The sequence below is a fragment of the Pseudomonas sp. NFACC51 genome (assembly GCF_900103575.1).
Taxonomy (GTDB): Bacteria; Pseudomonadota; Gammaproteobacteria; order Pseudomonadales; family Pseudomonadaceae; genus Aquipseudomonas; species Aquipseudomonas fluorescens_Q.
Genome location: NZ_FMXH01000004.1, coordinates 335,255 through 353,424, shown reverse-complemented (window position 1 = coordinate 353,424; position 18,170 = coordinate 335,255). Strand labels below are relative to the sequence as shown.

17 protein-coding genes are annotated in these 18,170 nt (G+C 59.4%); 7 read left to right on the top strand and 10 right to left on the bottom strand.

All coding sequences use genetic code 11. From position 1 onward, the window contains the following. Positions 1-76: 76 nt before the first annotated feature. The 7 genes from BLT00_RS11050 to acs all read right to left on the bottom strand — a co-directional run bounded on the left by BLT00_RS11050 (position 77) and on the right by acs (position 8,801). Positions 77-1,297, bottom strand: coding sequence for an aspartate aminotransferase family protein (locus BLT00_RS11050; RefSeq protein WP_092145234.1), 1,221 nt, complete (start codon positions 1,295-1,297; stop codon positions 77-79). Between the two features lie 407 nt (positions 1,298-1,704). Continuing rightward, entirely contained in the window at positions 1,705-2,685 is a 981-nt protein-coding gene (gene argR, locus BLT00_RS11045) for a transcriptional regulator ArgR (RefSeq protein ID WP_092145232.1), read from the bottom strand. Positions 2,686-2,798: 113 nt separating this feature from the next. Then, complete coding sequence (locus BLT00_RS11040) at positions 2,799-3,563, bottom strand: ABC transporter ATP-binding protein (RefSeq protein ID WP_063324708.1); 765 nt, start codon at positions 3,561-3,563, stop codon at positions 2,799-2,801. Positions 3,564-3,619: 56 nt separating this feature from the next. Beyond that, positions 3,620-4,318 (bottom strand): ABC transporter permease, encoded by a 699-nt coding sequence (locus BLT00_RS11035; protein ID WP_072346411.1) that lies wholly within the window; start codon positions 4,316-4,318, stop codon positions 3,620-3,622. After that, positions 4,315-5,004 (bottom strand): ABC transporter permease, encoded by a 690-nt coding sequence (locus BLT00_RS11030; protein ID WP_003204800.1) that lies wholly within the window; start codon positions 5,002-5,004, stop codon positions 4,315-4,317. The genes BLT00_RS11035 and BLT00_RS11030 overlap by 4 nt, the downstream gene beginning before the upstream one ends. A gap of 90 nt (positions 5,005-5,094) precedes the next feature. Continuing rightward, complete coding sequence (locus tag BLT00_RS11025) at positions 5,095-5,868, bottom strand: ABC transporter substrate-binding protein (protein ID WP_047701101.1); 774 nt, start codon at positions 5,866-5,868, stop codon at positions 5,095-5,097. 977 nt (positions 5,869-6,845) lie between these two features. Next, complete coding sequence (gene acs / locus BLT00_RS11020) at positions 6,846-8,801, bottom strand: acetate--CoA ligase (protein ID WP_092145230.1); 1,956 nt, start codon at positions 8,799-8,801, stop codon at positions 6,846-6,848. Positions 8,802-9,247: 446 nt separating this feature from the next. Here acs and BLT00_RS11015 point away from each other — a divergent pair, with 446 nt between their 5' ends. From BLT00_RS11015 to BLT00_RS10995, 5 genes are all read left to right on the top strand, one after another. Continuing rightward, a complete protein-coding gene (locus BLT00_RS11015) occupies positions 9,248-9,511 on the top strand; it encodes a DUF2790 domain-containing protein (RefSeq protein ID WP_003204807.1) in 264 nt (87 codons plus the stop codon). A 31-nt stretch (positions 9,512-9,542) separates the two neighbouring features. Next, complete coding sequence (locus BLT00_RS11010) at positions 9,543-9,758, top strand: hypothetical protein (RefSeq protein WP_063324704.1); 216 nt, start codon at positions 9,543-9,545, stop codon at positions 9,756-9,758. 490 nt (positions 9,759-10,248) lie between these two features. Continuing rightward, positions 10,249-11,496, top strand: coding sequence for a ribonucleotide-diphosphate reductase subunit beta (locus BLT00_RS11005; RefSeq protein WP_063324703.1), 1,248 nt, complete (start codon positions 10,249-10,251; stop codon positions 11,494-11,496). A 400-nt stretch (positions 11,497-11,896) separates the two neighbouring features. Then, complete coding sequence (locus BLT00_RS11000; protein WP_092145228.1) at positions 11,897-12,406, top strand: BRO-N domain-containing protein; 510 nt, start codon at positions 11,897-11,899, stop codon at positions 12,404-12,406. Between the two features lie 261 nt (positions 12,407-12,667). Then, positions 12,668-13,654: a hypothetical protein gene (locus BLT00_RS10995; protein ID WP_092145226.1), complete on the top strand. Its 987-nt coding sequence runs from the start codon at positions 12,668-12,670 to the stop codon at positions 13,652-13,654. On the opposite strand, the gene BLT00_RS10990 is transcribed toward BLT00_RS10995, so the two are convergent. Both BLT00_RS10990 and BLT00_RS10985 read right to left on the bottom strand, forming a co-directional pair. Next, positions 13,651-14,847: a DUF3298 domain-containing protein gene (locus BLT00_RS10990; RefSeq protein ID WP_092145225.1), complete on the bottom strand. Its 1,197-nt coding sequence runs from the start codon at positions 14,845-14,847 to the stop codon at positions 13,651-13,653. The two genes, BLT00_RS10995 and BLT00_RS10990, sit on opposite strands and share 4 nt — an antisense overlap. A gap of 125 nt (positions 14,848-14,972) precedes the next feature. Further along, entirely contained in the window at positions 14,973-15,788 is an 816-nt protein-coding gene (locus BLT00_RS10985; RefSeq protein ID WP_092145223.1) for a sulfite exporter TauE/SafE family protein, read from the bottom strand. 112 nt (positions 15,789-15,900) lie between these two features. Between BLT00_RS10985 and BLT00_RS10980 the strand changes: the two genes are divergently transcribed. Further along, positions 15,901-16,677, top strand: a complete 777-nt coding sequence (locus tag BLT00_RS10980) for an AraC family transcriptional regulator (protein WP_092145221.1) — start codon at positions 15,901-15,903, stop codon at positions 16,675-16,677. 82 nt (positions 16,678-16,759) lie between these two features. Next, positions 16,760-17,077, top strand: coding sequence for a helix-turn-helix domain-containing protein (locus BLT00_RS10975; protein WP_063324696.1), 318 nt, complete (start codon positions 16,760-16,762; stop codon positions 17,075-17,077). A gap of 15 nt (positions 17,078-17,092) precedes the next feature. Here BLT00_RS10975 and BLT00_RS10970 read toward each other — a convergent pair whose 3' ends face one another. Next, positions 17,093-18,151, bottom strand: coding sequence for an MBL fold metallo-hydrolase (locus tag BLT00_RS10970; protein ID WP_092145219.1), 1,059 nt, complete (start codon positions 18,149-18,151; stop codon positions 17,093-17,095). Positions 18,152-18,170: the final 19 nt, after the last annotated feature.

Sequence of the window (18,170 nt, the reverse complement as noted above, 5' to 3'; positions counted from 1 at the left end):
GATGCTGGCTGGTCCGACGCCATCGTCGGATCGCCGCCCGGAGCAAGGTCGCCCCCACAAGGGGTCCGACTCAACCTTAGGCTTGGGTCAACTTCGCCACGGCCCGCTCGAAGCGGTCCAGGCCGGCATCGATATCGGCGTCTTCCACCACCAGGCTCGGGGCGAAGCGAATCACGTCCGGGCCGGCTTGCAGGATCATCAGGCCTTCCTGTTCGGCGGCGTTGAAGATGTCCTTGGCCTTGCCTTTCCAGGCGTCGTTCAGCACGCAGCCGATCAGCAGGCCCAAACCGCGCACCTGGGTAAACAGGCCGTACTTCTCGCCGATCTGCTCCAGGCGCGCCTTGAACTTGGCGTGCTTGGTTTTGACACCACCGAGCACCTCAGGGGTATTGACCACATCGATCACCGCTTCGGCCACCGCGCAGGCCAGCGGGTTGCCGCCGTAAGTGGTGCCGTGGGTGCCGACCACTAGGTGCTTGGCCAGCGCTTCGGTGGTGAGCATCGCCGCGATCGGGAAACCACCACCCAGGCTCTTGGCGCTGGTGAGGATGTCCGGGACCACGCCGTAATGCATGTAGGCGAACAGGTGGCCGCTGCGGCCCATGCCGGTCTGCACTTCGTCGAACACCAACAGCGCGTCGTGGGCATCGCACAAGTCGCGGGCACCTTGCAGGTAGGCCTGCTCGGCCGGCAGCACCCCGCCCTCGCCCTGGATCGGCTCCAGCACCACGGCGCAGGTCTTATCCGAAATGGCGGCTTTCAAAGCGGCCAGGTCGTTGTAGGGAACGTGGGTGATGCCAGTAATTTTAGGACCGAAGCCGTCGGAGTACTTCGACTGCCCGCCGACGTTGACGGTGAACAAGGTACGACCGTGGAAGCTATTGAGTGCGGCGATGATTTCGTACTTCTCGCTGCCGAAACGATCGAACGCGACACGACGGGCCAGCTTGAAGGCGGCCTCGTTGGCTTCGGCGCCCGAATTGCAGAAGAACGCGCGCTCGGCAAAGGTTGCGTTGACCAACTTATGGGCCAGGCGCAGGGCCGGCTCGTTGGTGAATACGTTGGACACGTGCCACAACTTGTTGGCCTGTTCGGTCAGTGCGCCGACCAGCGCCGGGTGGGCGTGGCCCAGTACGTTGACTGCAATACCGCCAGCAAAGTCGATCAACTCACGACCGGATTGGTCCCATACGCGGGAACCGGCACCACGCACAGGGATGAAGGCAGCAGGTGCATAGTTGGGAACCATAACCTGGTCGAAATCGGCGCGTTGTACCGCGGCTTGCTCAACGGACATCGGAGTCTCCTGATGAGGAACACCCGCCTGGAACTGGCGGGCTTGGTAAGGATTGTAAGGACAGTTTTCAGCCCGGCCTTGCCGCCAAGCGACAACTTCTTATAGCGCCAACCCACGTTTTTCGCGGGTTTACGGCAATGCGACAAATAGCGTCGCAAAGGCGCAGTTTAAACGTTGCCAAGGGATTTGAGGCACCTGCATCCATATTTCCCTGGCCAGCCACAACTGGAGCTTGAGAGGCGTTATCTGTGGCGAGGGAGCTTGCTCCCGCTGGGGCGCGCAGCGTCCCCCAGAAAAACCCCCGATCAATCTGAGGTACCGGGGTTACCATTTGGGTCCGCTTCGCGGCCCAGCGGGAGCAAGCTCCCTCGCCACAGGAAGTTGTCTTACCCCAGGAGCCTTATGCCCTAGCCCCGCTCGGACGGCACCGACGACAGTTCGAACGGGCTGCTGCTGCGCCGCTGGTTGCGGTCTTCCCGCGGTGTGGCGCCGAAGAAGTTGCGGTAGGCGCTGGAGAAGTGCGGCCCCGAGGAAAAACCGCAGGACAGGCCGATCTGGATGATGGATTTGCTGGTCTGCATCAGCATCTGCCGGGCCTTGTTCAGGCGCAGTTCCAGGTAATACTGACTGGGCACGCGATTGAGGTATTGCTTGAAGATCCGCTCCAACTGTCGACGGGATACACAGACATGCTGGGCGATCTCGTCGGTGGTCAGCGGCTCCTCGATGTTGGCTTCCATCAACAGCACTGCCTGGGTGAGCTTTGGATGGCTGGAGCCAAGACGGTTCTGCAACGGGATGCGCTGACGCTCGCCGCCCTCGCGAATGCGCTCGACCACCAACTCTTCCGACACCGCACCGGCCAGTTCCGCGCCGTGATCGCGAGCCAGCACCGCCAGCAACAGGTCGAGCACCGACATGCCGCCGCAAGCGCTCAGGCGATCGCGATCCCAGTCAAACAGATGGCTAGTGGCGATGACCTTGGGGAAGCGCTCGGAGAAATCGTCCTGCCAGCGCCAATGCACGGCGGCACGGTAACCGTCGAGCAAACCCAGTTGGGCCAGGGGATAGACACCGGCAGACAAACCACCAATCACACAACCGGCACGCACCAGTTGCTTGAGGGCGCTGCTCAGGGATGAGGCCAGCGCAGCCGGCGGCTCATCGGCCAGCAGGAAAAGCTTCTGCAAGCCTTCGAGCCTGCCAGCCCAGGGCTCGCCCGGCAGTTGCCAGGCGCCGTCGACCGGTGGTTCGGCCTGCAAGAACGACAGTTCATAGACCACATCCGGATGCACCCGCTGAGCAACACGCAAGGCCTCCTCGGCCAGCGCCAGCGTCAAGGCTTTAGTGCTGGGCCAAATCAGGAAACCTATTCGATGGGCAGTCATGGCGGGCGATCCGAAGCGAAAACAGTGTTAAAGCCAAAAGCGGCTGCAACCAAATTAGACCATCTGGCGCGCGGTGCGCAGCATGACCCAAATCAGGTGCGTAACGGGAGCGATTACTTGAGGCTGCCCGAAAGAAATTGTTGCAAGCGCTCGGATTGCGGATTGACCAGCACTTCGCGCGGGTTGCCGCTTTCTTCGACGATGCCCTTGTGCAAGAACACCAGTTGGTTCGACACTTCACGGGCAAAGCCCATTTCGTGGGTCACCACCACCATCGTCCGGCCTTCCAGGGCCAGGCCCTGCATCACCTTGAGCACATCGCCTACCAGTTCCGGGTCGAGGGCCGAGGTCGGCTCGTCGAACAGCATCACCTCCGGCTCCATCGCCAGCGCACGGGCGATCGCCACACGCTGCTGCTCGCCGCCGGACATGTGGCCCGGGTAGGCGTCCTTGCGATGGGCCACGCCGACCTTGTTCAGGTAGTGCTCAGCTTTCTCCCGCGCTTGAGCCTTGGTCACGCCCAGCACATGCACCGGCGCTTCCATGATGTTTTCCAGCGCGGTCATGTGGGACCACAGGTTGAAATGCTGGAACACCATCGACAGCCGCGAACGCATGCGCTGCAGTTGCTTGGGGTCTGCAGCCTTCAACGCGCCGTCCTTGCCGGCGACCAGCTTCAACTCTTCGTTGTTGAGCAGGATCTTGCCAGCATGGGGTTGCTCAAGCAGGTTGATGCAACGCAGGAAAGTACTCTTGCCGGAGCCACTGGAGCCGATGATGCTGATCACATCGCCGGCGGCGGCTTTCAGGGACACGCCCTTGAGCACTTCGTGACTGCCATAGCGTTTATGCAGGTCTTGGACTTCAAGCTTGTACATGCGGTCGGTTCTCACAAAACGTCAGTCGTTGAGCAGTCGATCGGATCGATGCGTTATCAGTGCTTGCGCGGGGCCAGGTAACCCAGCCAGCGGCGCTCGGCCAGCTTGAACAGGCGCACCAGGATGAAAGTCAGGCACAGGTAGAAAACGCCGGCCGTGATGTAGGCTTCGAACGGCAAGTAGTACTGCGCATTCACCGTACGCGCGGCGCCGGTGATGTCGATCAGGGTCACGATGGATGCAAGGCTAGTGGTCTGCAACATCATGATCACTTCGTTGCTGTATTGCGGCAGCGCCCGACGCAAGGCCGATGGCAGCAGGATCCGGCGATACAGCTTGTAGCGCGACATGCCCATGGCCTTGGCCGCTTCGATCTCACCATTGGACGTGGCCCGCAGGCTGCCGGCGATGATTTCGGCGGTGTAGGCGCTGGTGTTGATGGCGAACGCCAGGCACGCACAGAAGGTCGCACTGGACAGCCACGGCCAGAGGAAGCTTTCGCGAACGATCGCGAACTGCGCCAGCCCGTAGTAGATCAGGAACAGTTGCACCAGCATCGGCGTGCCGCGGATCACGTAGGTGTAGAGCCAGGCCGTCATGTTGACGACCGGCTGCTTGGACACCCGCATCAGCCCCAGGGGCAACGCCGCCAGCAGGCCGAAGAACAGCGACAGGGCCAGCAACTTCAGAGTGGTCAACAAGCCACTGAAATACAGCGGCAAGGCTTCATAGATGACGTTGTAGTCGAAGATCATAGATCAGCCGCCCTTACGCCTACCGAGTAGCGCTTCTCAAGGTGACGCAATGCCAGTAACGAGACACTGGTGATCACCAGGTACATCGCCGCCACTGCGAGGAAGAAGGTGAAAGGCTCGCGCGTGGCATCTGCCGCCTGCTTGGCCTTGAACATCATGTCTTGCAGGCCCACCACCGAAATCAGCGCGGTGGCCTTGGTCAGCACCAACCAGTTGTTGGTGAAGCCCGGGATCGCCAGGCGAATCATCTGCGGCACCAGCACCCGGAAAAACACCTGGAACCCGTTCATGCCGTACGCCATGCCCGCCTCGGCCTGCCCCTTGGGGATCGCCATGAAGGCACCGCGGAAGGTTTCCGACAGGTAGGCACCGAAGATGAACCCCAGCGTACCGATACCGGCCGCCAGCGGGTTCAGGTCGATGTAATCGTCGTAGCCGAGCATCGGCGCCACGCGGTTGAGCAAGTCCTGGCCGCCGTAGAAAATCAGCAGGATCAGCACCAGATCGGGAATACCGCGAATGACCGTGGCATACAGGTCGCCCAGCCACGCCAGCCAGCGCACCGGAGAGAGGCGCAACGCAACGCCGATCAACCCCAGGACGATGGCCAGGGCCATGGACGACAAGGCGAGCTCAAGCGTCAACCATGCGCCATCGAGGATGACAGCCCCGTAGCCTTTCAACATGATTCAGGTCCTCGAAAGTGGGATGAAAAAATGGCGCAAACCGCAGAGATCCTGTTGCTTGCGCCATTTCGCACGAGTGGCGGGACGTCGTTACTTGCCGTAGATGTCGAAAGCGAAGTATTTGTCCTGGATTTGCTTGTACTTGCCGTTCTCGCGAATGGCCGCGATCGCGCCATTGATCTTGTCCTTCAACGCGTCGCCCTTGCGCACCGCGATGCCGACGCCGTCGCCGAAGTACTTGACGTCGGTAAAGGCCGGGCCGACGAACGCGAAGCCCTTGCCGGCATCGGTCTTGAGGAAGCCGTCATCCAACAGCGTAGCGTCTGCCACGGTGCCGTCGAGACGACCAGCGGACACGTCCAGGTAGATCTCGTTCTGCGAACCGTATGGCTTGATCTCGGCACCCAGCGGGGCCAGGACTTCACGGGCGAAACGCTCGTGGATCGAACCACGCTGCACGCCGATATTCTTGCCCTTGAGCTCGGTCAGACCGTCGCTGACCTGGGTACCGGCCTTCATCACCAGACGAGCCGGGGTGTTGTAGTACTTGTTGGTGAAATCAACCGACTTCTTGCGATCTTCGGTGATCGACATGGACGACAGGATCGCGTCGATCTTGCGAACCTTGAGCGCCGGGATCAGACCGTCGAACTCTTGCTCGACCCACACGCACTTGACCTTCATCTCTTCGCACAGCGCATTGCCGATGTCGTAGTCGAAACCGACGATGCTGCCATCCGGAGCTTTAGAAGCGAACGGAGGGTAAGCCGCTTCGATACCAATCTTCAGGGGTTTCTCATCAGCGAAGGTTGGCAGGGACAGCACGGACAGTGCCAGGGCGCCAAGCAGCACAAGTTTCTTCATCTTGGGACTCCATCGGTAAAGGGCAAAAACGGCAGAGTGAGCAACAGCCCAATATGCGAATGGGTGAAACGAACTTTGGTGCTGCGTCCTAGGAAGCTCACGATTTATTCAACACGAGCCACGACGAGCGAGTGATCGGCATTCTAACGACAGGCCCGAAGCCGATATTTCTTCAATGCGACAACAAATTACAGAAGCACCGAGAAAGCTGTTCGAGCGCATTGACAGCCCCGCAAATTCATGCAAGAGCAAAAGAAGGGAAACCGATCTATGCTGCAAATAGCGGGCCCATTATTCGCAAACCCTTCTAATCCGGCAAGCACAGCGTGTCGGCTTATTTTTGGAGACGCCCGGAAGCGCCCTGTATCGGGGCTTGGCGTTTCACATCGCCCCGTTGTGGCGCCTTTGGTTACACATTTCGAAACACCGGTAACGTTCGGAAGCGTCTGACGACGAAGATCGATATTTATTCGCAGACCATGCCGGCCAAACACAAAACCCCGTGGCGAGGGAGCTTGCTCCCGCTGGGCTGCGCAGCAGCCCCAAAGCCAGGCTCCGCAGTCGTTCGAACACCCAACCTGTGGCGAGGGAGCTTGCTCCCGCTGGGCTGCGCAGCAGCCCCAAAGCCATGCACCGCAGTCGTTCGAACACCCAACCTGTGGCGAGGGAGCTTGCTCCCGCTGGGCTGCGCAGCAGCCCCAAAGCCAGGCACCGCAGTCGTTCGAACACCCAACCCGTGGCGAGGGAGCTTGCTCCCGCAGGGCTGAAGCAGCCCCAAAGCCAGGCACCGCGGTCGTTCGGTCATACCGCATGGGCCGGTTTACGACTGCTGCGCAGCCGAGCGGGAGCAAGCTCCCTCGCCACAAGAGCACCCAGCCGTGAAATAGGTGTAAACCTTATTCAGGACCAGACAGGCCCCATAAAAAAGCCCCGCCAGGCAAATGCCAGGCGGGGCTGCTTGAGGTCACAAACCGCCGTCAGGCGACGTTCATGGTCTTGTGCGTCTCGATCAGATGCGCCACCACGCTCGGGTCGGCCAGGGTGGAGATATCACCCAACCCGTCGTACTCCGCCGTGGCGATCTTGCGCAGGATGCGGCGCATGATCTTGCCAGAGCGGGTTTTTGGCAGCCCCGGCGCCCACTGGATCACATCCGGCGAAGCAATCGGACCGATCTCCTTGCGCACCCAGTTCTTCAGTTCCAGGCGCAGGGCCTCGCTGGTTTCTTCGCCGGCATTGAGGGTGACATAGACGTAGATGCCCTGCCCCTTGATGTCGTGCGGCACACCGACCACCGCCGCTTCGGCGACTTTCGGGTGGGCGACCATGGCGCTCTCGATCTCGGCCGTGCCCATACGGTGGCCGGACACGTTGAGCACGTCATCCACCCGACCGGTGATCCAGTAGTAGCCATCCTCGTCGCGACGCGCACCGTCGCCGGTGAAATACATGCCGCTGAAAGTCTTGAAGTAGGTGTCGACAAAACGATCATGGTCGCCGTACAGCGTACGCGCCTGGCCTGGCCACGAATCGAGGATCACCAGGTTGCCTTCGGCCGCGCCTTCGATCAGGTTGCCGAGGTTGTCCACCAACGCCGGCACCACACCGAAGAACGGACGCGTGGCCGAACCTGGCTTCAATGCCGTGGCGCCTGGCAGTGGGCTGATCAGCACGCCACCGGTTTCGGTCTGCCACCAGGTGTCGACGATCGGGCAACGCTCCTTGCCGACATTCTTGTAGTACCAGTCCCAGGCTTCCGGGTTGATCGGCTCGCCGACCGAACCCAACAGGCGCAGGCTGCTGCCGTCGGCACCTTCGACGGCGGCAGTACCCGAGGCCATCATCGCGCGGATAGCGGTCGGCGCGGTGTAGAGGATGTTGACCTTGTGCTTGTCGACAACCTTGGCCACTCGGGTGATGTCCGGGTAGTTCGGCACGCCTTCGAACAGCAGTGTGGTCGCGCCATTGGCCAGCGGGCCGTAGACGATATAGCTGTGGCCAGTGACCCAGCCGACGTCGGCGGTGCACCAGTAGACGTCACCGGGCTTGTAGTCGAACACGCGCTCATGGGTCAGCGCCGCGTACAGCAAGTAGCCGGCCGTGGTGTGCTGCACGCCCTTGGGCTTGCCGGTGGAACCGGAGGTGTAGAGGATGAACAGCGCTTCTTCGGCGCCCATTTCCTTCGGCGCGCAAACGGTGCCGGCCACTTTCATCAGGTCTTCGTACCAGATGTCGCGGTGCTGGTTCCACTTGATGCCACCACCGGTGCGCTTGCACACGATGACCTTCTGGATGCTGCTGGTTTCCGGGTTGGTCAACGCGTCATCGACGTTGGCCTTGAGCGGGATCTTCTTGCCGGCGCGAACGCCCTCGTCGGCGGTGATCACCACTTTGGACTTGCAGTCGATGATCCGACCGGCCAGTGCTTCCGGCGAGAAGCCGCCGAAAACGACCGAGTGGATCGCTCCGATCCGGGCACAAGCCAGCATGGCGACCACGGCCTCGGGGATCATCGGCATGTAGATCGTCACCACGTCGCCGCGATGCACGTCCTGGCCGCGCAGGGCGTTGGCGAACTTGCAGACTTCTTCATGCAGTTCGCGATAGGTGATGTTGCGGCTCTCGGCAGGGTCATCGCCCTCCCAGATAATCGCCACCTGATCGCCGCGCTCGGCCAGGTGACGGTCGAGGCAGTTGTAGGAAACGTTCAGGGTGCCGTCGGCGAACCACTTGATGTCGACATGGTGATCGTCGAAGGACGTCTGCTTCACCGTGGTGAAAGGCTTGATCCAATCGAGGCGCTTGGCCTGCTCGCGCCAGAAGCCGTCCGGGTTGACCACCGACTGCTGGTACATGGCCTTGTAGGTCGCCTCGTCAGTCAGCGTATTGGCCGCAACCTCGGGACGAACGGGATACACAGAAGCCGCACTCATCTTTCTTACCTCGGTGAATAGTTGTTTTTGTATGATCCCGTTGTAGCCCGGGGCGGGCCTATAGAACCATTCGACGATGGTAGTAACAAGTCCCTACAAAATGTCGGTACTAACGTGCAACTCCCTCCCGCCAGGCTTTTCCCTGTGCAGCAGCCGAGCCTGTGGGAGCCGAGCCTGCTCGCGATGGCGGTAGCCCATCCAACATAGATACAGCAGACAATCCCCCCCACCTGCAGCGATTATTACCAGATCAACCAACAGTGTTTATCAAAACCGAGTCTTTTTGTGCCCCGCCCCACTCCCTAAAATTCATCTCGCCAACCGGCAAACACGATTAACGCAACACAGCCCCCACGAAGGCCGTTAATCCAACTTCCAATACTTGCTCCACACGCAACCCCAAAAAGGTTGCGTGACCCCACTCGACCTCAAGAAAGGTGAATCAGATGAAAGCTTTATGGGTTCTGGTCCTCGGCAGCCTTTGCGCCACCGCGATGGCAGACGAGCTCCCGACCGACGCTGCACAGCAAAAACCGGCCATTGAGGAGTACACCTACTCCACCCACCTGGACATCGCCAAAGTCATTTCCATGAGCGAAATCCCGAACGTCTGCGAAGTGGTCCCGGCGAAGATGGAATACGACGATTCCAAGGGCCAGCGCCACATCCTGCGCTACAGCGTCATGGGCAACGGCTGCTCCAACGGCTGATCAACCTTTAAACCAATCGGGAGCAACCACCATGAAAACCCCACTGATCCTCGTCCTGACCCTGTCCGTACTGGCCGGCAACACCTTCGCCGCCGACGGATTTGATCGCACCGGTTCTGCGGTCGCTGAAGACGGCTACGACCGCACCGGTTCTGCTACCGTCGCGCAAGACGGCTACGACCGTACCGGCTCCGCTACCGTCGCGGAAGATGGCTACGATCAAACCGGTTCGGCCCGTATCGGCTGATCATTACTGGCATTTTCCACGGCCCGATTTCGATCGGGCCTGGTTGTGTCTGAAAGCGCCGAAAACCCTCCACAAACACAACATGTAGTGCAAAACCGTAAAAAACGCTCATTTTTTGATCAAAAAAACCCGCCCCGCGACCCATGCAAAAAAAATCTTCAGCAGCCAAAGCCTTGTAAACCCTCGCTCCCACGCGGATATGCCCCCCGCCACCTCCTTCGTGGGCGATTTCGCCGCAGCACGTAGGTAAAAAAGTCCTTATAATGCCGCCTTAAACGGGCCTGCAATATTCCCTTACAGGGGATCAAGCCAGCCTGAAGCCCCCGCAGAGGCTTATCGCCTCCTCGCGTACACAGCCGCTTCAGAATGACCCGTACATTTTTCTGTTTATTGCCTGCGTCAGCTGCTGCAACAAACGATTTTTCCAAGATCCACCGCGGCCAGTAGGCCTTCATTGGGCATCTGGCCCTCACGCAGGAGACGACACGTCATGCTGAGCTGGGACGAATTCGACAAAGAAGACGGCGAAGTCGCTGTAAAAGGCGCCAACGCCGGCCACGCTTCTGAAGCCAACATGGACCGCCTCGACAGCGCCGGCGGTGCCGCCGCCCTCGAAGCCCGGGCCGTGACGGCCAACGACTCGGCCGCGATCATTCGCGCCAAGGCCGCCCTCGACAAACTCGACATCGCCGAAGGCCTCGCCGAACTCGAAGGCGCCTCCGCCCGTGTCGCCGTCGACGAAAAGCGCATGATCAACTGCCGCGCCGACCTCAACCAGCTCGTGCCATTCAAATACGATTGGGCCTGGCAGAAGTACCTGGACGGCTGCGCAAACCACTGGATGCCGCAAGAAGTCAACATGACCGCCGACATCGCCCTCTGGAAAAACCCGGAAGGCCTGACCGACGACGAGCGCCGCATCGTGATGCGCAACCTGGGCTTCTTCTCCACCGCCGACTCCCTGGTTGCCAACAACCTGGTCCTGGCCGTGTACCGCCTGATCACCAACCCGGAATGCCGCCAGTACATCCTGCGCCAGGCCTTCGAAGAGGCGATCCACACCCACGCCTACCAGTACTGCATCGAATCGCTGGCCATGGATGAAGGCGAGATCTTCAACATGTACCACGAGATCCCATCGGTCGCAAAAAAAGCCGCCTGGGGCCTGAAATACACCCGTTCGATCTCCGATCCGAAGTTCGAAACCGGCACCCCGGACACCGACAAAGAGCTGCTGCGCAACCTGATCGCCTACTACTGCGTCCTGGAAGGCATCTTCTTCTACTGCGGCTTCACCCAGATCCTCTCCATGGGCCGCCGCAACAAAATGACCGGCGTCGCCGAGCAGTTCCAGTACATCCTGCGCGACGAATCCATGCACCTGAACTTCGGCATCGACGTGATCAACCAGATCAAGATCGAAAACCCGCACCTGTGGGATGCCGAGATGAAGGAAGAAGCGACCCAGATGATCCTGCAGGGTACGCAGCTGGAGATCGAATACGCCCGCGACACCATGCCTCGCGGCGTGTTGGGGATGAATGCGGCAATGATGGAAGACTATCTGAAGTTCATCGCTAACCGTCGCCTGTCGCAGATTGGTCTGAAGGAAGAGTATCCAGGCACGACTAACCCGTTCCCTTGGATGAGCGAGATCATGGACTTGAAGAAAGAGAAGAACTTCTTTGAGACGCGAGTGATTGAGTATCAGACGGGTGGGGCTTTGAGCTGGGATTGATTTCGAGAGAGAAATCCTGAGCTGAACCACCAGCGACTTAACTTAAAACCCCGTGAAAACGGGGTTTTTTGTGTTCCGCAGAAGCCAAGCCACGTTTAACTCTGGCGCAGGCGCGCTACCTTTGCCCTACGAAAAACTCAGAATCCTTCCGCATTGACGCCGTATCGCCTCGTTACCTATCTTAGTCGCAGGTGCCTAAGAAACGCCCAACGTAGTAGCTGATCGCCCCCCCATAGAAGCGCATGTTGTCTAGGAACATGAGCAATTCTGTGTAGGGAAATAGCTTGTTGGGATTTTCTTACATCCTCTACGTCGGGCTCGCGCCGCTAACCTTCGAACGTAGAGGTGGTTATGCCCACAAAAATTTCACCCTGCTCTCCGTATACCTTGGAGATCAATCATGCCTGATGCTTATCTCCCGGGATCGTTCACCCGTCACAACCTCCATCTTCATGCCCTCTTGGTTGAAAACCAGGCTTGGTTCAGCGCCTACGACTTGGGACGTTTGATGAGCAAGCACCTCGATGAGCGCATGACCCGCAAGCTTGACCCTGACCAACGCCGAATGATGCTCGTGCATGTCCACGGCTTGACCGAAGAGCGTCTGATGCTGAGCGAGTCGGGCGTTTATGCGTTGTTGGTTTATCACTACTGCCCTGAGTATCGGTTGCTGCGTGAGTGGATCACGCATCAGGTGGTGCCTGCGCTGCGGGATGAGCGCTGCTCGCATAAGGTGGAGCGGCCGACGTTGAGCGTGTTGGATTGGCCGAAGATGTCGCTCTGCATGCTGCATTGGCAGGATGAGCCATGGATTCGTTTGCGGGATATGCCGGCGGTGTTGGTGGATGATCCGTTTGGCCAGCATGAGTCTTGGTGGCGGAAGGCGTCGCGGGTTTTGCGTGGGTTTTGAAGCTCAGTCTGAAGCCGTCGTTCGTGTTCGAGCGGCGGTTTTTCGTTGGTGAAATGAGGTTGGGGGCTGCTTCGCAGCCCAGCGGGAGCAAGCTCCCTCGCCACAGGGTCGGTGTTGAGCTGGAAGAATATCAATAACGTCTCGGGCGCTGTCCATGGGCGGGGCATCGCTACAAATTTGCTCTGAGCTGAAAACAGTCAGTGCAACCCACCCCGCCTCCCGCTATTAATACCCTTCTCCTCTCAAGGACCCGAGCCCGTCATGAAATTCGACCTCGCCTACTGCCGCAGCCTCGACGACAAGCTGTCGATCTATGACGTGCGCGATCTGAATTTCGACGAGACGGTGGCGTTCGATTCCGCGAAAGAACAGTTCCAGTGCCCCAACGATGCCTGTCGAATGGCGTTTGATGCGGCGAATGTGTTGGGGACGTTCAACGCCAAGAATGTGAATTACGTGCGCACGCCGCACTTCAAGAACATCCCCAGCACGCGGCATATCGAGGGTTGTCCTTATGTCAGCCTGAAGGCATCGGCGTCGGACCTGGAAGCGGATGGGGCGGAATCGGATGACGGGCGGGAGGAGCATTTCCCTTCGGAGTTGTTGCTGACTCGACGTGAGTATGTGCGCAAGCCCTCCGGCCCGGCGGTGGTGGCGGACGTGATGCCCGATGAGCGCCTACCTTCAGCCACCTGGCATGACGAGCACCCGGGCCATGGCTCGGCGCCGGACAAGACCCATGTCTTCGCCCATCCGGTGGAGTGCTTCGTGTCGAACTTCGCGGACAAGGACCTGCTCAAGCGCATGATGCTGAAGATTGGCGAGCACACGGCGCCCTATGGCTCGTTCTTCAAGAAGGTCGAGTACCTGCTGGATAACAAGGGGCTCATTTACTGGGGCAAGATCAAGGAGATCAAGGATTACACGCAAAGCTTTCGCATCGATTTCGAACAGAAGGTCTGGTTCAAGCAACCGGACGAGACGAAGAAGAAGCCTTACTCAGTCAATGTTTACCTGAGCAAGAAGTTGATCGACAACTACCGCAAGCGCAAAGCGTTCCTGGAAGAGATCAAGCATGCCGTCGACAGTGACGCGCCGTTGTATTGCTTCTTTTATGGCGTGACGCCGGAGTTGAAACAGGTACCGAGCAAGAAGAACCCCGAACAGACGTTCGGGGTGTTCAGTGCCAGTATCGAGAACCTCGATCACTTCGTTATTCGGGAGGCACCCGGGTTGGCTGAGGGTTAGTCACCAGTCCCGGGCAATTGAAGTTTGACCGCACCGGGGTGTTGTTTTACGACTGCGTATGGCAGCACCGACCAGCCAGGATCATCACAAACGCGTTGCGCGCGGGCGAAGAACGGTCCCAGGTACAAACCTTTTTCGGTGAAGTACCAATTGGAATATCCCCAGACGCCTTCATCGGTGTAGTCGCAGCTGTCTTCATCCGTTGGCTTCAGCATCTCGTCGGGGTACAGCGTGGTGAATTGCTTGATCAGCCATGGCGCGAATACCTCGCGCTGGTAAGTGTATCGCGCCTGGCTCTCTGCATCGGTCAACGGAGCATCACCCATGTCGTTGTGGCCGGCGTACAGCGGTGGCTTGCCTGTGCCAACCCAGAGCACATCTTCCAGCGACAAACTGTGGCCGGTGTGAGCATCGAGATTGAGCGGCGAATTGCCAAAATCCGGATGCACGCCGCCGCAGTAGTAACTTGTGGAAATGTTCAGGCTGATCACATCGGGCGATAGGAATTTGGGCGCAACGCCTTGGTCGAACTCGGCATTATCCGCGCCCTGCAACAGACAGCCGTGGTAGCTGATGACTTCGGTCCAGAGCCGTCCCAACAATTGCCGATTGACCCGTTGTAGTTCGTCTTTCGAGTAGCCGGACTCGACGCTGAACATGGAAATACCGGAATCTGGCTCCGTCCACCATTGCAAGTCATGCCCCATGAAAGATTCTTTCTTGCCCGGCTTGAGTTTCAAGCCTTGCAGGCGGAGATACTCATAAGGATCACTTTTTTGCAGCTCGGCGATAACGGGGGAAAGATCAGCCCCAGGTGCCGGGAGCCTGGCCTCGGTCAACTGTACGGGCAGAACTTTGCCCTTGAGACTTTTCCATTCACCCTGCCAGCCGTTGGCCGTTTTTTGCAGCGTCAGGGTTGGCAGCGATTGGCCGTCGTCGTAACGGGTACCGCTCTCGACCAGCGTCAGGGTCTTTCCTTGCTGCGAGCCGCTCAATCCCAAGTCACGATGGTATTTCTCATAGAAATAACGACCGATGACCTCGTCCTCTTGAGCAGTGTTGAGTCCCAGCACAATCGGCATCTTGCCCAAGGTGCCGGTAAAGACGCCACTACCACCATCGGCACTGGCTGTCGAACAGAGCGCGAGCAGGCACGCGGCGCTGGATGCGAGGAGCAACAGTCCTTTGAACATGGAATCTTCCTGGAAAAAGCGAGCGTCAGCTCACGAAATGAGTGGCGCGAAGTATGACGAATCAGCCTCATAGAATCGATATGCCACCCTCTCCCACAAAATTTTTAGCAATGCCACGCAGCAACTTACCGCACCGATATGCCCAACATCACGACGATCAACAATCCGATATAGACCCCGGCGTGAAATCGATCCGGTATCCGCCCGATCCATGGCGTAGCTAATCGAATCCCCACTAACGAGCCCAGTGTCAAAACCGCAAACGCCTGCAAATCCACATACCCAACAAACCACGGCCCCAAATCAAACTCGGTAAACCCGGCCATGGCCATGTAAGTCAACGTCCCGGCCACCGCAACCGGCAAACTCAGCGGGTTAGCCATGGACGTCGCGCGCGACATGTTCAGCCCGCAACGACGCAATAACGGCACGGTCATGACGCTGCCACCCACGCCCAGAAAAGTGGCGATGACGCCGATGCTGATTCCGCCTGCCGATACCTCTGCCCTGCCCAATCGCCGTGGGACTACAGCGTCAGGCTGCGTCAGAAAACCGCGTCTGAACAAGCAGTCCAGGATGGTCACGCCCAGATAAACGATGAAGGCATAGCGAATGACTTCGCTACTCGCCCACATCGCGGCAACGGCTCCGACGATAGCGCCCAGGCCGATGAAACCGCCCAACGGCCACACGTAGTGGCGAATGAGGTTACCGGCGCGGTGATGCTTGGTGGTGGCGATCAGCGCGTTGACTATCATCACGCAGGTCGAGGTGGCCACGGCAATATGCATCGCCGATTGGCCGATAGGGTCGTCAGCGCCGTGGCTGGCGGTGAGCATGCGGTATAGCAAGGGCACCACGACGAATCCACCGCCGAAGCCGAACAGCACAGCAGTGATGCCAGTCATGCAACCGAAGAGTGCCAGCAAGAGGTAGAACATCGCGCAGCATCCGTAAATTGAGAGAGGCCGACGATAGAGCGATGGGGCTTGGCCTGCCTCAGCAAGTAGGCCAATAATGTTTGTGTTTACGCCAATCGCTGGATACCGCTCGATGCGCAATGTTTCGATTGACCTGCTGGACGACACGCCACGGCCAGTAGTGGCTATCGGCACGGATTACCCCGACGGTCATCGGTTGCCGCGCCATACCCACCGGCGGGCGCAGTTGCTCTACGGCGCCACCGGAGTCATGCAGGTCAGCACCGCGGACGGCAATTGGGTGGTGCCGCCGCAACGGGCGGTGTGGATCCCGCCCGGGGTTGCCCATGAGGTGCTGATGCTGGGCGTCAGCACGCGAAGCTTGTATATCGAACCGGCCGCCGTAACGGCCATGGACGCCCGTTGCCAGGTCATCAGCGTGTCGCCGCTGATGCGCCAGTTGCTGATGGAAGCCGTGGAACTTGCCCCGGACTATGACGAGGCTGGACGCGACGGTGCATTAATCGATCTGTTGCTGCACGAGCTGGCCCGCAGCGCGCATTTGCCGCTGCACCTTCCACTGCCCAAGGACCCGCGTCTGCTAGGCCTGTGCCAGGGTTTTCTGAAACACCCCAACGCCCACGTCTCGCCCGTGCAATGGGCGGCGCAGCTACATATCAGCTTGCGCTCGTTCAATCGCCTGTTCAGCCAGCAAACCGGGGCAAGTTTCAGCCAATGGCGGCAACAGGCGTGTGTGATGTCGGCATTGTCCCGATTGGCCGTAGGCGATTCGGTAACCCGCATTGCCCTTGATCTGGGCTACGACAGCCCCGCCGCGTTCTCCACCATGTTCCGCCGGGTACTGGGACACGCACCGAGTGCCTGGCTGGAAAAGACCGCTGGTCATTGATCAAAAAAATGAGATTGATCGGGATTCAAAACAACTGTACAAAAACACAGTGCTTTTTTATCCCATAGCTTTGGAGCCCCCCATGGCCTCTCTCGCAATCAAAACCACCCTGCAACGCATCGCTGTCTATCAATTCACCCCTGCTCACAGTGCACAGGCGCGAGCCATGCTGGGCTGGAGTGTCGAGGAGCTGTCCCGCCAATCCGGCGTCTCGGTCCAGGCCATCCGCCGCTTCGAGGCTGGGGGCGAGTTGCTCGATGTGACCCGCCTGGCCCTGGCCTTTCGGCTGGAGGCCGAGGGCCTGGTGTTCTTCCCCGGCTTCGCACCGGGGCGCGGCATGAACATCAAGGGCGCCACGCCGGATCCGATGGAGCGCCCAGACTACGCAATGATCGAATGATCGATGCGTCGGGAGTCAGGCCATGTCGGGCTGGTCCTGATAAGCCGAGGGCTCCACATCCAGCCACCAGGCGCGGCCACGTTTCGGCTGCGTCAGGGTGAATGCTTCGCCCATTTGCGGCGTAGCGATGCTGACGTTGCGCTCCCAGGCCAGCGCCAGGATGCGATCGAAGGGTTCATACCAGGCATGCATCGCCAGGTCGAATGTGCCGTTGTGGATCGGCAGTAGCCAACGGCCCTTGAGATCGATATGAGCTTGCAGGGTTTGCTCCGGCTGCATGTGGACATGCGGCCAGTCGACGTTATAGGCACCAGTTTCCATCAGCGTCAGGTCAAAGGGGCCGTATTGCTCACCGATGCGTTTGAAACCATCGAAATAACCAGTGTCGCCGCTGAAGAAAATCCGGGTACCGGCGTCGATCATCACCCACGAGGCCCATAACGTGCCGTTGCTGTCGAACAGGCCGCGACCGGAAAAATGCTGGGATGGCGTGGCAATGAACTCGATACCGTCCACTTCGGTGCCTTGCCACCAGTCCAACTGACGGACCTTGCTGGCGTCGATGCCCCATTTGATCAGGGTGTCGCCCACGCCCAAGGGAGCCAGGAAGTGGCGAGTCTTGGCAGCCAGTTTGAGAATGGCCTGATGGTCGAGGTGATCGTAATGATCATGGGAAAGGATCACTGCTTCGATCGGCGGCAGTTCTTCCAGGCTGATGGGTGGCTGATGAAAACGCTTGGGACCGACCCATTGCACGGGTGAGGCACGTTCGGAGAAAACCGGGTCGGTCAGCCAGAACTTGTCCCGCAGCTTGAGCAGCACGGTGGAATGGCCGAGGCGCCAGACACTGTTGTTTGGCGCGGCCAGCAGGGTGTCGCGCGACAGCGGTTGAACCTCGATGGCGCCCGAAGGCCGAGTGGTGCGCGGCTTGTGGAAGATCATGTTCCAGATGATACGCAGGGTGGTGCCAAAGCCTTCCCGAGGCGTGAAGGCATGATTGCGATACTTGCCCTGTTCACGCCGGGATGCGTCTTGGGCGGACGGATTGTCGGTCGAAAGAGAGGGAATGGTCATGGTGCGATAACTCCAAGGG

Coding starts and splice junctions, on each gene's coding strand:
- BLT00_RS11050 (WP_092145234.1), bottom strand. CDS start 1,297: ATGTCCGTTGAGCAAGCCGCGGTACAACGCGCCGATTTCGACCAGGTT.
- argR (WP_092145232.1), bottom strand. CDS start 2,685: ATGACTGCCCATCGAATAGGTTTCCTGATTTGGCCCAGCACTAAAGCC.
- BLT00_RS11040 (WP_063324708.1), bottom strand. CDS start 3,563: ATGTACAAGCTTGAAGTCCAAGACCTGCATAAACGCTATGGCAGTCAC.
- BLT00_RS11035 (WP_072346411.1), bottom strand. CDS start 4,318: ATGATCTTCGACTACAACGTCATCTATGAAGCCTTGCCGCTGTATTTC.
- BLT00_RS11030 (WP_003204800.1), bottom strand. CDS start 5,004: ATGTTGAAAGGCTACGGGGCTGTCATCCTCGATGGCGCATGGTTGACG.
- BLT00_RS11025 (WP_047701101.1), bottom strand. CDS start 5,868: ATGAAGAAACTTGTGCTGCTTGGCGCCCTGGCACTGTCCGTGCTGTCC.
- acs (WP_092145230.1), bottom strand. CDS start 8,801: ATGAGTGCGGCTTCTGTGTATCCCGTTCGTCCCGAGGTTGCGGCCAAT.
- BLT00_RS11015 (WP_003204807.1), top strand. CDS start 9,248: ATGAAAGCTTTATGGGTTCTGGTCCTCGGCAGCCTTTGCGCCACCGCG.
- BLT00_RS11010 (WP_063324704.1), top strand. CDS start 9,543: ATGAAAACCCCACTGATCCTCGTCCTGACCCTGTCCGTACTGGCCGGC.
- BLT00_RS11005 (WP_063324703.1), top strand. CDS start 10,249: ATGCTGAGCTGGGACGAATTCGACAAAGAAGACGGCGAAGTCGCTGTA.
- BLT00_RS11000 (WP_092145228.1), top strand. CDS start 11,897: ATGCCTGATGCTTATCTCCCGGGATCGTTCACCCGTCACAACCTCCAT.
- BLT00_RS10995 (WP_092145226.1), top strand. CDS start 12,668: ATGAAATTCGACCTCGCCTACTGCCGCAGCCTCGACGACAAGCTGTCG.
- BLT00_RS10990 (WP_092145225.1), bottom strand. CDS start 14,847: ATGTTCAAAGGACTGTTGCTCCTCGCATCCAGCGCCGCGTGCCTGCTC.
- BLT00_RS10985 (WP_092145223.1), bottom strand. CDS start 15,788: ATGTTCTACCTCTTGCTGGCACTCTTCGGTTGCATGACTGGCATCACT.
- BLT00_RS10980 (WP_092145221.1), top strand. CDS start 15,901: ATGCGCAATGTTTCGATTGACCTGCTGGACGACACGCCACGGCCAGTA.
- BLT00_RS10975 (WP_063324696.1), top strand. CDS start 16,760: ATGGCCTCTCTCGCAATCAAAACCACCCTGCAACGCATCGCTGTCTAT.
- BLT00_RS10970 (WP_092145219.1), bottom strand. CDS start 18,151: ATGACCATTCCCTCTCTTTCGACCGACAATCCGTCCGCCCAAGACGCA.